Genomic DNA, 12,804 nt, shown 5'->3' with positions numbered 1-12,804 from the left:
CCAATCGCCCCCGCCGTCGAGACGGCGGGGGCGTTGTTCCGCTGAGCCGCCGTCGTCAGAAGTCGTAGCGGATCGAGAAGTTGACGGTGCGACCGTTGGCGGCGCGCCCCATGCCGACGCCCGTGGCCGGCACGGACGGGGTGGTGATCTCGATAAAGGCCACCTCGTCGAACAGGTTGTTGGCGTCGACCATGAACTGAATCCGGTCCGTCGGACGGTATTGTACGAAGGCGTTGACCAGGACATAGCCTGGCATTTTCATCTGGTTGACGTCCTGCACCCAGCTGCTGGTGGCGCCGATGACATTGGCCCCGACCGTGAACCTGCGGGTTTCATACTGGGGGCTGGCCTGGAAGATGTAATCGGGCTGACGCCGCGGGACCATGCCGGCCACAGCGGCGTTCAGCTTGTCGCTGACGATCTCGGCCTGGGTCCAGGTGACCCCGCCCGTCAGGCTGAAGCCGCCGCGGCGATAAGCAGCCTCGGCTTCCACCCCATAGGCGGTGTATTCCCGGTCCGTCGTAATCGCGCCGGCCTGAACATTGGTGTCCTCCGTGTCGGCCTGGAAGCCGGTGACGTTCACCGTCAGCTGAGGCGTGCGGTACTTGAATCCGCCCTCCAGCTGTTCGACGATGTCATAGCCGTCGTCCGGATCGGCCATGCTCCCGTCGATCGTGCTGACCTTGCTCGAGAACAGCACCTTGTCCGCCCCCGCTCGTGCGCCCCGGCTGTAGCGGGCGAACAGGGCGAAAGGCTCGGACGCGCGGAAGTTTATGCCGCTGGAATAGCTGACATAGCTGTAGTCGTAGTCGACCGGCGCAGAACGATCGAGCGGCGTAAAGGCGGTGCGGGATTCCGCGATCGAGATCACGCCGTCGCCGTTGAAGTCGAACGACTGGATGCCGACACGACCGCCGCCCAGATCAGCCCCGTACAGCTGGCCGCCGACCTGTCCGCTGTCGTATCGAACACTGGCCCCGACCGCGACCCGTCCAAGCCGGTAGTTGACCGAGCCATAGGGGGCGACGATGTCGTAATCGACGTCGTATCTACGCCGGAAGAAGGCCGTGGGGCCCGAGCGGTTGAAGCCACGATAGCCGTCCTGCGACTGAAGCACGCCGCCAGGGGTCGTATAGTTGATCAGGGCCGACTGACCGCCGCCGGCGATGTCCTGGAGGTGGTTCGAGTAGAGCCAGTCGCTTCTATAGCTCTGGGTCGAGTTGTAGACGCCTCCGGTCAGGGTCAGCTCACCGCTACGCACGTCGAAGACCCGGGTGGCGCGCAGATCGCTGATGAAATTGCCCAGATCGCTGGAGTCGATCCGGTTCAGAGCCGAGGCGACGACCAGGCCGTTTCCGTTGATGGATCCGATGTCGGTGATCACCTGCCCTTTGTTGGGACCGGTCGCATAGGTGAAGCTCCCCGCCCCGCCTCCCAGGGAGGCCGGCAGGGCGCTGCCGGAATAGATGGCCGAAACCAGGTTCCGGGTCGTGCCGCCGGCAATTTCCGAATAGCGGGCGCGATGGATGATGGTCCAGTCACGGACGTCGAAACGGGACTCCACCCCGATGGACCGCACATGGGCGTCCTGCCCCTGGCTGCGTCGAAGGACGGCGGGATTGTTGTCGGAGTCCAGGGTGACGACATCGCCGAGATGGCCCGACATGATGAAATCGCGCCGAACATCATAGCCCTGAAAACTGCCGAAGACCGGGTTGTCGTTCGTGCCGGTGATCCGAACCGGGCCAGGCAGATAATGAGGCGACCGATCGTCCAGGTATTTTCCGGACAGGCGGACATAGCCGTTCGCGAAGGTCTTGGTGAGGTTGAACTTGAACTGCCCCCCCTCATAGGCCCGGAAACCGGCGTCGCGCTGACCCTCGCCCGAGCGATAGAAGCCGCCCATATGAAAACGCAGGGTGTCGGTGATGGGGCCGCCGTAGCGGAAGTCCACCCGGTTGCTGTCGTAGTCCAGCCCGGTGGTCACCTGGACGGCGCCGCCTTCGACCTCGCCCGTGTTGGAGATCAAGTTGATGACCCCGCCCGGCGAGTTCGAGGCGAAGGTCGACGCCGAACCGCCCCGGATCGCTTCCACCGCCGCCAGGTTGAAGTCGGCGCGGATGAAGATGTCCGTCGCGCCGTTGAAGAAGTCGCCGAACTCGAGGACGGGTAGGCCATCCTCCTGGATCTGCATGTATTTGGAGCCGCCGGACGCGAGCGGAAGCCCACGAATCGTATAGGCGGAACTGCCGTCGCCGGTCGACGACTCGGTCCGGATCCCAGGAATGTTGCGCAGGATGTCGCCCAGCGAGCGAGCTCCGAGGACCTGGATCGCATCCTGCCTCAGGGCGCTGGTGGACGTGGCGCTGTCCAGCGGATCACGTCCCCGGGCCACGCCTGTAGAGAAGATCGCTTGAGCGGTCGCCGAGGCCGGAGGTCTCGCGGTCATGTTCTGATGCTGGGTGACAATGACTTCACCAGAGACGCCGCTCCGCTCCTCCGCTTGCGCTGAGGCAAAGGCGGAAGCAACCATCACCGGGGCGATCGAGATGAATAATTTTTTCACTATCACGGGCGTCCTCCAGGCTTATTTTCCTGAAGACGTGCCCACACAGGTTAACAGCTATATAAATTCCCCATTTGCAATCACTCAATCTAACCACTCTATGGACTATCACTTAGTATAATATACTTAGATGAATACGATTCTCTACGTAGAGTCGAGCTGCCGTTTTTGAGATCATTCCGAGAATGAAATTCGGCATCTAAACTTCAATCTTTCGCTCGATGGACTAGGAGTGCGTCCAGCGGCCGCCCAGCTTCAGACTTCGTCGAGCAGCGGGCCCCTGCGCCATCCTGAGGGCGCGGGCGCCATTTTACTGTTCCGTCTTGAGCATCTTCCCAAGCGGATTAGTCGGATCCGGCGCCCGCGGCGACCCTGGGCACCGCGCCAGCTTGACTGTCGTCATATCCCGGTCGATCCAGGTCAGGTTCATGACGTCGCCGATGGCCGCCATGTGAACCCGTTCTGTCGCCGTTCGCCCCTCCGCCGCACAGCTCAAGGTCGCGACATAACCGTTAGGCGTCTCATCGATGCGGGCGATATCGCAACTGTTCTCATAGCCCTCGAACCGCATCGGCGTGACGGTGATCGGCCGACGCTCGCCGGCGGACCGGGCGCACCAGGCGGGATTGGCCGCCCATACTCCTACGAAGCTGCGCGGCCCCCGAGACGCCAGCGACGAGGGCCCCGGCGGTTCAACCGCCATCATGGCCTCAGGCGTCCTCAGCGGGGCGGCAGGTTGGTCCGGCGGATTAACCTGATGCTCGCCACAGGCGCTCAGGACCAAGGCAATAACAGTAAAGGCGGAAGGCGCGGCTAAATTCATCCGCCGACAACGCTGGGACGACGGCCAAGGTTCAATCCGCCTTGTCGTCCGGCGCGCCTCATGGACGCCGCTGATCTGCGGTCGCGTCGCGAATGGCGTTGAACTCCGCCGTCGGCTTCCATGCAGGCCAGGTCTCGCTGTCAGCCACCGTAAGCCCCAGCCGGTAAAGCAGGTCCAGGTTCTGCAGCGCCGCTGTGAAGTCGTAGTCGGCGCGCCACTCGTCCGTCAGCTTGTGATAATAGCGCGCCATCTGGGCCTCATAGTAGGGCGTGCCCGCCTCCATGCCGCCTTCGACGAAATCGCGACCGCTCCACGGCATCAGGGCAGGCACCCCGCCCGCCGCGAAGTTGAAGTGGTCGGAGCGGTAGTAGAAGCCCTCCTTGGGATAGCCGTCGCCGGTCACGGTGCGCCCCTGAACCGTCGCGAACCGCGCCAGAATATCCTCCAGCTCCGACTTGCCGACGCCGAACACCGCCACGTCCCGGGTCGCGGGCGTGAAGGGCAGCATGTCGATGTTGATATCCGCCGCCGTCTTCGCCAGCGGATAGATCGGGTCGGCGGCATAGGCCTCGGAACCCAAGAGCCCCTGCTCCTCAGCCGTGACGTGCAGGAAGACCACGGTCCGCTCCGGCGCCGGCCCCGCCTTGAAGGCCCGCGCCATCTCGATCAGGCCCGCCGTGCCCGACGCATTGTCCCAGGCGCCGTTATAGGTGTCGTCGCCCTCGGCGTTCGGCTCCTTGGCCTTGCCGACGTGGTCCCAGTGGGCTGAATAGACCACATATTCGTCGGGACGGGTGGCGCCTGGAATTTTCGCCAGCAGATTGTTCGAGTGGATGACCTCGGTCGTTTCGGCAATACCCAGCGACAGGCTGCCTTCCAGAGCGACGGCGCCGCCGAGACCGGCGGTCTTGGCCCGTACGACCGCCTCCGTCAGTGCTGCGCCGCCGATCAGGGTCCCCGTCGCCATGGTGATGGAGCCGGTGAACCGCGCGTCCGCGGCGCCCTTGACGGTCATCTGCGGCCGGGTCGCGCCACCGACGGCGCGACGCCAGCGGCTGTTCTCTTCCTGCAGGGTGATGACGCCCACGGCCCCGCGCTTCAACGCCTCCTGCATCTTGTGCTCAGTCGATCCGTAGAAGTTCGGATCGACGCCCAAGGGCTCGGGCTGACCGCGCAGGATGACCGCCACCTTGCCGGTCAGGTCGGAGGCGCCGTAGTCGTCCCATCCCCGCTCCGGTGCGACCACGCCGTATCCGGTGAAGACCACAGCCAGGTCTTCGAGTTTCAGCGCAGGATCGGCAGGACCGGCGCGCAGGGTGATGTCCGTCCCCGAGACCAGGTCATGAAGAACGCCGTCCGCCCCAGTCCAACTCGCCGTCGGCGCACGCTCGGGCGTGAAACGCACCAGTTCGACCGGCTGCAGCCAGCTCCCATTCCGGCCGCCCGGCTCCAGCCCCATGGCTTCATACTGACCCTGGAGATAGTCCAGGGTCAGACGTTCGCCGACCAAGCCGGGGAACCGCCCCTCCAACTCATCGGAAGCCAGGTATTTGATGTGATCCGATAGCCGATCGGCGCTGAACTGAGGCCTGGCGGACGACGCCGTTGCAAAGGCGTCGGCCGAGACCGGCGCTGCACCGGCCGGGGCGGACGCGACTGTCGCGAGGAACAGCACCGCAAGCGCGATCAGTCTAGGCCGAAAAAACATGAACACTGCTCGAAAGGGATATAAAAATGGAGGGCCGGGCGCGGCTCCCGGCCCTTGATGGAGCCTTAGCGGCGCTGGGCGGCGGTGGTGGCGCGCACGGGCGCGAACTCGGAGCCCGTCTTCCACTCCGGCCAGTCGCGACCATTGGCCAGGGCGCGGCCCACGTCATAGAAGACCGTCAGGTCTTCGATCATGCCGCGATAGTCCCAGTTCGGCGACCACTCGTCCGCCGCCTGGTGATAGCGTTTGGCGCCGTATTCGGCGCGGTCGGCCTGACGCTGGGCGATCGGCTCGTCGCGGAAGTCGCCCCGGCTGCCGGCATAGGCCATCGGCACCCCGCGCTTGGCCAGGGGGAAGTGGTCCGAGCGGTAATAGGTGCCGGCCGCATTCTCGTAGTCCGGCGCCAGGGTGCGGCCCTGGGGCTGGATCGCCGCCGCCAGACGCTCGTCGAAGTCGGACTGGCCGTAGCCCGTGACGCCCAGCTCGGCGACGCGGCCGTAGACGTTCATCGAATCCATGTTGAACCCGCCCACCGTCTTGGCCAGCGGATAGACCGGATTGACGGCATAGTATTCCGAACCCAGAAGGCCGCTTTCCTCGGCGGTGAAGCTGATCATCACCACCGACCGTTCGGTGCGGGGGCTGCGTCCATACATCCGCGCCAGTTCCAGCAGCCCGGCGGTGCCCGAGGCGTTGTCGACGGCGCCGTTGAAGATCCGGTCGCCCGTCGCGTCCGGCTCGCCCATGCCGATGTGATCCCAGTGGGCGGTGTACAGCACCGTTTGGTCGGGGTGCGTCGTGCCCGGCAGGCGGGCAATCACATTGTGGCTGGTGACCTGGTTGGTCGCCACATCGAAGTCGGTCGAGAAGGCGGCGCCAGGCAGGGCCACGGGCTGGAAGTCGCGGCTGCGCGCCTGGACCTTCAGCGCTTCGAAATCCAGCCCCGCGCGGCGGAACAGGTCCACCGCCACATCGCGCTGGATCCAGCCCTCCATCGGCACCCGCTCGGCCGCCGCATTGGGGCGCAGGATGTCGAACTGGGGAACGCCCCACGAGTTGGCGACGGTCGCCCAACCGTAAGAGGCCGGCGCCGTCTCATGGACGATCAGAACGCCCGCAGCGCCGTGTTTGGCCGCCTCTTCGTACTTGTAGGTCCAGCGGCCGTAATAGGTCATGGCCTTGCCGCCGAAGGTGTTGAGCGCCGGCTCCTCGAAGTCGGCGTCATTGACCAGGACGACCAGGATCTTGCCGCGCAGGTCCTGGCCCTTGAAGTCGTTCCACTGGCGCTCGGGCGCATTGATGCCGTAGCCGACGAAGACCAGGGGCGCGTCCTTCAGGCTGACATGCTGGGCGGGGCGACGCGTGGAAATGGCCACTTCCCGCCCCTGGGTAATCGGCAGGCTCCAATCCCCCAGCTTCAGCGAGGCGCGGACATTGGATTGCACGAAGCGGTTCAGAACCACGTCCTGGGTCCACTGGCCGTTAGGCCCGCCCGGCTCGAACCCGGCGGCGGCGTAGCCCTCGCTCAGATAGCGCACGACCTTGTCCTCGGCCGGGGTGGCGATGCCGCGCCCCTCGAACGCGTCGCTCGACAGGACGCGGATATCCTCTGAAATCCGCGCGGCGTCGAAGGAAACGGCGGCTTGATCCGATCCGGCGGTGGCGCAGGCGGACAGGGTGACGCCGGCCAACAGCACGGCGGCGAAAGACGAGACGATACGCATGAACACTTGGCCCCACAGCCGGAAATGAAGTCGCCGACCCTAGGGGGCGAAACCCACCGTGTCGATTCCATGTCACGCGCCTTTTGTCGCAAACAAAAGCCCGCCGAAGCGGACTTCGGCGGGCTGATGAGCAGGTCGTGTGAGCGACGCCTAGTGGGCGACGCCCTTCCAGACGCGGCGATAGCTGGCGTAGGTGAGGCCCGCAAAGATCAGCAGGAACAGGATGACCCCGAACCCGGCCTGTTTGCGTTCGACCATCTTGGGTTCCGACGTCCAGGCGATGAAGGCCGCAACGTCCTTGGAATACTGGTCCACCGTCTGGGGCGAGCCGTCGTCATAGGTCACCTGGCCGTTCTGCAGCGGCGGCGGCATGGCGATGAAGCCGCCCTCCGGCACATGGTGAGGATCGCCCGTCCAGAAGGGCGTCAGATCGCCGGCCATATAGGGGTTGTAGTGCTGCCCATCGCGGATCTGCAGACCCGCCGGCGCGGCGCGATAGCCCGACAGCAGGGAGTAGATGTAGTTGGCCCCGTCGTGGCGCGCCTTGGCCATGACCGACAGGTCGGGCGGCGCCGCACCGCCGTTGCCCGCCGCTGCCGCCGTTGCGTTCGGATAGGGGCTGCGGAACTTGTCGGCGGGCGTGGCGTCGCGCTGGATCGGCTCGCCGGTCTCGCTGTCGATATCCGGCACCTGAACCTCAGCGGCCAGAGCCTTCACCACCGGATTGTCGTTCGGGTTCGGATATTTGGGATTCCAGAACGGCCCGTGGCGGTCGCCCAGATTGCGATAGTGCATCAGGTTCATGCCGTGACAGGCGGCGCAGACTTCCTGGTAGACCTTGTAGCCGCGCTGTAGCTGGCCCTGGTCATAGACCCCGAACGGCCCTTCGAAACTGAACCCGCCCGAGCGCGGATGAGCCGCTCCGCCAGCCGCCAGGGCCGGAGCCGCCGCCAGAAGACCGACGGCCACGGCGGTCGACGCGATGATTCTGGACACCGAAACTTTGATTTTTCCGATCATCATGGCCCTCACCCCTTCTTCTCAGGCGAGGCCGGAGCGAGCGCCGGCATCGCGTCCGCGCCGGTCAGGACCGGCTCGGAAATGGTCGCCGGGATCGGCAGGGGCGTCTCCTTCAGACCGACGAACGGCATGATCACGAGGAAGAACAAGAAGTAGTAGGCCGTGAACAGCCGCGTCAGCCACAGGTACGAGTTGATGTTACCGTCCAGCAGAACGAACCCGCCGAGGCCCGGAATAACCGGCGCATCCGGCAGCTGACCACCGCACCAGCCCAGACCCACGCCCACCACCAGGAAGATGAAGAAGAAGGTCCGCATGGTCGGGCGATAGCGCATCGACCGAACCTTGGACGTATCCAGCCAGGGCAGGACGAACAGCACGCCGATGGCGCTGAACATGGCCACCACGCCGCCGAACTTGTCCGGGACGGCGCGCAGGATGGCGTAGAAGGGCAGCATGTACCACTCGGGCACGATGTGCGCCGGCGTCTGCAGCGGGTTGGCCGGGATATAGTTATCGGCGTGGCCCAGGGCGTTCGGCTGATAGAAGACGAAGATCGCGAACAGCAGCAGAAACAGGATGATCGCGAACCCGTCCTTCAGCGTGAAATAGGGGTGGAAGGGCAGCATGTCCTTCTTCGAGCGATCCGCAGGGATCAGGATGCCGACCGGATTGTTCTGACCCGCCGAGTGCAGCGCCCACAGGTGCAGAACGACGCAGCCCAATATGGCGAAGGGCAGCAGATAGTGCAGCGAGAAGAAGCGGTTCAGCGTCGCATTGTCGATCGCCGGTCCGCCGCGCAGCCAGATCAGGATCGGCTCGCCGATCACCGGGATGGCCCCGATCAGATTGGTGATCACCTCGGCGCCCCAGAAGGACATCTGGCCCCAGGGCAGGACGTAACCCAGGAAGGCGGTGGCGATCATCAGGAAGAAGATGACGCAGCCGATGATCCAGATCATCTCGCGCGGCGCCTTGTACGAGCCGTAGTACAGCCCGCGCAGCATGTGCAGATAGACGGCGATGAAGAACATCGAGGCGCCGTTGGCGTGGACATAGCGGATCAGCCAGCCGCCGTTGACGTCGCGCATGATCCGCTCGACCGAGGCGAAGGCCATGTCGACGTGCGGCGTATAGTGCATGGCCAGAACAATGCCGGTGACGATCTGCGTCATCAGGCACAGGGCCAGGATGCCGCCGAAGGTCCACCAGTAGTTCAGGTTTCTGGGTGTCGGCAGCGACATATAGTCTGCGCCGAAGCGGATGATCGGCAGCCGGGTGTCCAGCCACTTCTCGACGCCCGTTTTCGGGACGTAGGTGGATTCGTGTTCGCTCATGTCCTCCCCTTCGCCCTCAACCGATTCTTACGCGGGTGTCGGACGTATATTCGTAGTCCGGCACGATCAGGTTCAGAGGCGCCGGCCCCTTTCTGATCCGCCCGGACGCATCATAGTGCGAGCCGTGGCAGGGGCAGAACCAGCCGCCGTAGTCGCCGGCGTTGAAGGTGGGCACGCAGCCCAGGTGCGTGCAGGAGCCGACCACGACCAGATACTGTTCATGACCGGACTTGGTGCGTTCCGCGTCGGTCTGAGGCGGGCTGCCCACGGCGCCCTCGGTCACGACCTTCTGCAGTTCGGCCGGCGTGCGATAACGCACGAACACCGGCTTGCCCTGCCATTTGATCACGACCTGCTGGCCTTCCTGAACCTTGGTCAGGTCGAACTCGATCGAAGCCAGGGCCAGGGTGTCGGCGGCGGGGTTCATCTGGTTGATCAGCGGCCAGGCGATCATCGCCCCGACGCCGACCGCAGCGGCGCCCGCTGCGATATGGATGAAGTCGCGGCGATTCGGATCGCCCTCGCCTTCCGGAATCACACCCGTTTCGGCCACGTTTCACCTCTCGAAGACCGCCGGGACCGCCTCTATTGGCGCTCCTCTTTTGCGGCACGAACCCTAAAAGCGAGACCCAGTATTCCCCCCGGCCTGTATTTGCGGCCTATGACCGCAAGTCGCTGACGTTTCTTGCGAAACGTTCGCAGACAGACCGCGACAAACCCCCAGGTCGCGTATATCTAGGGATTAGAATGCGTCTCGCCCTTTTTCAACCTGACATTCCTCAGAACGTCGGCGCCTGCATCCGGCTATCGGCCTGTTTTGGGGTCGAGCTGCACGTCGTCGAGCCTACAGGCTTCCGTTTCGACGACCGCGCCATGAAGCGGGCGGCCCTGGATTACGGCCCCCTGTCTCATATGCGCCGCCATTCCGACTGGGATGAGTTTCAGCGCGACCGCCCCGCCGGCCGGCTGATTCTGTTCACCACCCGCGGCGCGACGCCCCTGTCCGATTTCGTCTTTCAACCCGACGACACGCTTCTGTTCGGCAAGGAAACCTCCGGCGCGCCCGACTATGTCCACGCCGCCGTCGACGCCCGCGTGGTGATTCCCCTGCGTCCTGATGCGCGTTCGCTGAACCTGTCGGTCACCGCTGGCATCGCCCTGTGGGAAGGACTGCGCCAGACCGGCGGGATCGGCTAAAGGGCGATCGTCCGTTCTATGCCTATGGCGTCCAGAAAGTCGGCGTCATGACTGACCACGACCAGGGCGCCGTCATAGGCCCGCAGCGCGCCTTCCACGGCGGCCACCGAGTCGAGATCGAGATGATTGGTCGGCTCGTCCAGAATCAGCAGTTGCGCCGCCGCCGCCCCGGTCATGACACAGGCCAGGGCCGCCCGCAGCCGCTCGCCGCCCGATAACTCGCCGACTTCTCGGTGCGCCGCCACGTTCCGGAACAGGAACCGCGCCAGCGCCGCTTGGGCGTCATTGACCGAGCCTTCAGGATTGAGCCGCCGCCAGGCCTCGACCAGGGTTTCATCCGGCTTCAGGATCGCGGCCTCCTGATCCAGCAGCACCGCCCGACACGGCCGCTCCACTCGCCCGGTCGTCGGTTCCAGCGCCCCATGGATCAGCCGCAGCAGGGTCGTCTTGCCGGCCCCGTTCGGCCCTGTGATCGCGACCCGTTCCGGCCCCGTCAACCGCAGGCTGACCGGCCCCACCACAGTGCGCCCCTGCGGCGTCTCCCAGGTCGCATCGTCGAGGACCAGCAGGGTCCGGCCTGACGCCAGGCCGCTCGACGGCATGGGAATCGACAGGGCGCGGGTGCGCTCCACCCGCTCACGCGCCGTGGCCAGGGCCGCCTCCGCCTCCGCGGCTTGCCGCGCCGCCAGCAGCCGGTCGCCGGCGCCGCTGTTCTCGGCCCGCTCCGCTCTGGCGCCGATCAGGATCTTCGGCATGTCGCCCTTGGCGCCCTTGCGCCGTCCGGCTGCGTCGCGCCTCGCCTTCATCTCCGTACGGCGCTGGGCGTCCGCCCCCACGCGAGCAGCCGTCCGTTCGGCGCCGGCCAGATCGCGTTCCGCCGCCGCCCGCTCGGTCGCCTTGCGCTCGGCGTAGAGATCGTAGTTCCCGCCGTGGACGGCGACGCCCAGGCTGGAGACCTCGACGATCCGGTCCATGCGCCGCAGCAGATCGCGGTCATGGCTCACCACCACCGCCCCGCCATCCCAACGGCCCAGCACCTCGGCGACTAGTCGCCGCGCTTCGACATCCAAATGGTTGGTCGGCTCGTCCAGCAGGATCAGGTCCGGCCGCGCCAGCAGCAGGCCGGCGAGCCGCAGCCGGGTCTGTTCGCCGCCGCTGAGGCTGATCGTGGCCCGGTCCATGAGCAGGTCCGCCAGCCCGACCTCGGCCAGGACTTCGGCGATCCGGAGCTCCAGCGTCCAGTCGGCGTTCGCGAGAACTTCTGCGTCGCCCTCGCCGGCCAACGCCCGCTCGATCACCGCCAGGGCTTCGCCGACGCCGAGCGTTTGGGCGACCGTCTCGCCCGGCGCAGGATCATGGCGCTGATCCAGCATGCCGATCGTCCCGACGCGCGTCACCACGCCCTCGGCCGGCGACAGGTCGCCCGAGATCAAACGTAGCAGGCTGCTCTTGCCGGCGCCGTTGCGACCAACGACGCCCGTGCGCTCAGCCCCGAACGTCAGGCTCAGATTGTCGAAAAGCGTAACGCCGGCGGGCGTCCTAGCGGCGACCTTGTCGAGGGTCGCGAGCGCGGACGGGGACGCGCTTCGGCTTGGGCTGGTTGGCATGGAGGATCACGAGCAGCATGGCGGACAGGGCGGAACCGGTGGCCAATGCGATGATCATGATCGTCAAACCTTCTGCAAAACGCGTCAGAACAAGGAGGATGGGTCGTAATCCTGCGATGCGCAAGTCTGACGTCGAACACGGCCGCGTGAGGTTGGGCGGATCGTCCAGTGGCGCGAGCTTCGACGCCCGGCTATTCCCCGCCCTATGGAAAGCCGTTTCCGCATCGAAGACCCCGCCGGCGCCAGCGCCCGTCGCGACGCCGCTGTTCAGCGCCTGCGCGACGAGACCGGTATAGACGAGGTGATGATCGACGCCCTGGTCGAGGGCTTCTACGCCCGCGTCCGTGACGACCGCCTGATCGGCCCGATCTTCGCCGACCGTATCACCGACTGGGCGCCGCACCTGGCGCAGATGAAACTATTCTGGTCGTCCGTCGCCCTGTCGACTGGGGTCTATCAGGGGCGACCTATGCCGAAGCACCTGCCCCTGCCCATCGACGCCCGCCATTTCGATCGCTGGTTGGAGGTTTTCGTCGAGACGGCCCGCGACCTGTGCCCGCCCGTGGCCGCCAACCACTTCATCGAACGCGCCCGCCGCATCGCCGAAAGCCTGGAGCTTGGGATCGCCACCGCCAACGGGGTGATGCTGGCCAAAGGCGAGCGGTTCGTGCGGCCGACGCAGGCGTGGACGCCGGAGTAGGTCAGGCCGACGACTAATCAGTCTACCGGAAGCCGCAATGTTCGCACATTGTTCTTGCTTCAATCGCGCGATTCATCCCCATATAGCGATGTCGCGCCGGACCCGACCGGCCCTACCCGCGT

Annotated in this window: 10 protein-coding genes; 2 read left to right on the top strand and 8 right to left on the bottom strand. The window is 65.5% G+C overall.

Annotated elements, in window-relative coordinates; all coding sequences use genetic code 11:
• Nucleotides 1-55 precede the first annotated feature (55 nt).
• From ACW170_RS09090 to petA, 7 genes are all read right to left on the bottom strand, one after another.
• Entirely contained in the window at nt 56-2,449 is a 2,394-nt protein-coding gene (locus ACW170_RS09090; RefSeq protein WP_492086403.1) for a TonB-dependent siderophore receptor, read from the bottom strand.
• A gap of 427 nt (nt 2,450-2,876) precedes the next feature.
• Entirely contained in the window at nt 2,877-3,272 is a 396-nt protein-coding gene (locus ACW170_RS09085) for a hypothetical protein (protein WP_492086402.1), read from the bottom strand.
• Nucleotides 3,273-3,447: 175 nt separating this feature from the next.
• A complete protein-coding gene (locus tag ACW170_RS09080) occupies nt 3,448-5,097 on the bottom strand; it encodes a M28 family peptidase (protein WP_492086401.1) in 1,650 nt (549 codons plus the stop codon).
• Nucleotides 5,098-5,162: 65 nt separating this feature from the next.
• Nucleotides 5,163-6,821 carry a M28 family metallopeptidase gene (locus ACW170_RS09075; protein WP_492086400.1) on the bottom strand — a complete coding sequence of 553 codons (1,659 nt, stop codon included), beginning with the start codon at nt 6,819-6,821 and terminating at the stop codon, nt 5,163-5,165.
• 150 nt (nt 6,822-6,971) lie between these two features.
• Nucleotides 6,972-7,844: a cytochrome c1 gene (locus tag ACW170_RS09070; protein ID WP_492086399.1), complete on the bottom strand. Its 873-nt coding sequence runs from the start codon at nt 7,842-7,844 to the stop codon at nt 6,972-6,974.
• 5 nt (nt 7,845-7,849) lie between these two features.
• On the bottom strand, nt 7,850-9,178 hold the full coding sequence (locus ACW170_RS09065) for a cytochrome b (protein WP_492086398.1): 1,329 nt from the start codon (nt 9,176-9,178) through the stop codon (nt 7,850-7,852).
• A gap of 16 nt (nt 9,179-9,194) precedes the next feature.
• Nucleotides 9,195-9,731 (bottom strand): ubiquinol-cytochrome c reductase iron-sulfur subunit, encoded by a 537-nt coding sequence (gene petA / locus ACW170_RS09060; RefSeq protein WP_492086397.1) that lies wholly within the window; start codon nt 9,729-9,731, stop codon nt 9,195-9,197.
• A gap of 194 nt (nt 9,732-9,925) precedes the next feature.
• Between petA and ACW170_RS09055 the strand changes: the two genes are divergently transcribed.
• Complete coding sequence (locus ACW170_RS09055) at nt 9,926-10,375, top strand: tRNA (cytidine(34)-2'-O)-methyltransferase (protein ID WP_492086396.1); 450 nt, start codon at nt 9,926-9,928, stop codon at nt 10,373-10,375.
• Here ACW170_RS09055 and ACW170_RS09050 read toward each other — a convergent pair.
• On the bottom strand, nt 10,372-11,982 hold the full coding sequence (locus ACW170_RS09050; protein WP_492086395.1) for an ABC-F family ATP-binding cassette domain-containing protein: 1,611 nt from the start codon (nt 11,980-11,982) through the stop codon (nt 10,372-10,374). The two genes, ACW170_RS09055 and ACW170_RS09050, sit on opposite strands and share 4 nt — an antisense overlap.
• A 205-nt stretch (nt 11,983-12,187) precedes the next feature.
• On the opposite strand from ACW170_RS09050, the gene ACW170_RS09045 reads away from it, so the two are divergent.
• Nucleotides 12,188-12,682, top strand: coding sequence for a group III truncated hemoglobin (locus tag ACW170_RS09045; RefSeq protein ID WP_492086394.1), 495 nt, complete (start codon nt 12,188-12,190; stop codon nt 12,680-12,682).
• Nucleotides 12,683-12,804 lie beyond the last annotated feature (122 nt).

The organism is Brevundimonas sp. FV2ps16 (genome assembly GCF_058681075.1).
The sequence above is the reverse complement of the archived record's forward strand: the minus strand, read 5'-3'. Positions and strand labels throughout refer to the sequence as shown.

Excerpts from the sequence above, each read along its gene's own strand:
- ACW170_RS09090 (WP_492086403.1), bottom strand. The coding sequence starts at position 2,449 with ATGACCGCGAGACCTCCGGCCTCGGCGACCGCTCAAGCGATCTTCTCT.
- ACW170_RS09085 (WP_492086402.1), bottom strand. The coding sequence starts at position 3,272 with ATGATGGCGGTTGAACCGCCGGGGCCCTCGTCGCTGGCGTCTCGGGGG.
- ACW170_RS09080 (WP_492086401.1), bottom strand. The coding sequence starts at position 5,097 with ATGTTTTTTCGGCCTAGACTGATCGCGCTTGCGGTGCTGTTCCTCGCG.
- ACW170_RS09075 (WP_492086400.1), bottom strand. The coding sequence starts at position 6,821 with ATGCGTATCGTCTCGTCTTTCGCCGCCGTGCTGTTGGCCGGCGTCACC.
- ACW170_RS09070 (WP_492086399.1), bottom strand. The coding sequence starts at position 7,844 with ATGATGATCGGAAAAATCAAAGTTTCGGTGTCCAGAATCATCGCGTCG.
- ACW170_RS09065 (WP_492086398.1), bottom strand. The coding sequence starts at position 9,178 with ATGAGCGAACACGAATCCACCTACGTCCCGAAAACGGGCGTCGAGAAG.
- ACW170_RS09055 (WP_492086396.1), top strand. The coding sequence starts at position 9,926 with ATGCGTCTCGCCCTTTTTCAACCTGACATTCCTCAGAACGTCGGCGCC.
- ACW170_RS09050 (WP_492086395.1), bottom strand. The coding sequence starts at position 11,982 with ATGCCAACCAGCCCAAGCCGAAGCGCGTCCCCGTCCGCGCTCGCGACC.
- ACW170_RS09045 (WP_492086394.1), top strand. The coding sequence starts at position 12,188 with ATGGAAAGCCGTTTCCGCATCGAAGACCCCGCCGGCGCCAGCGCCCGT.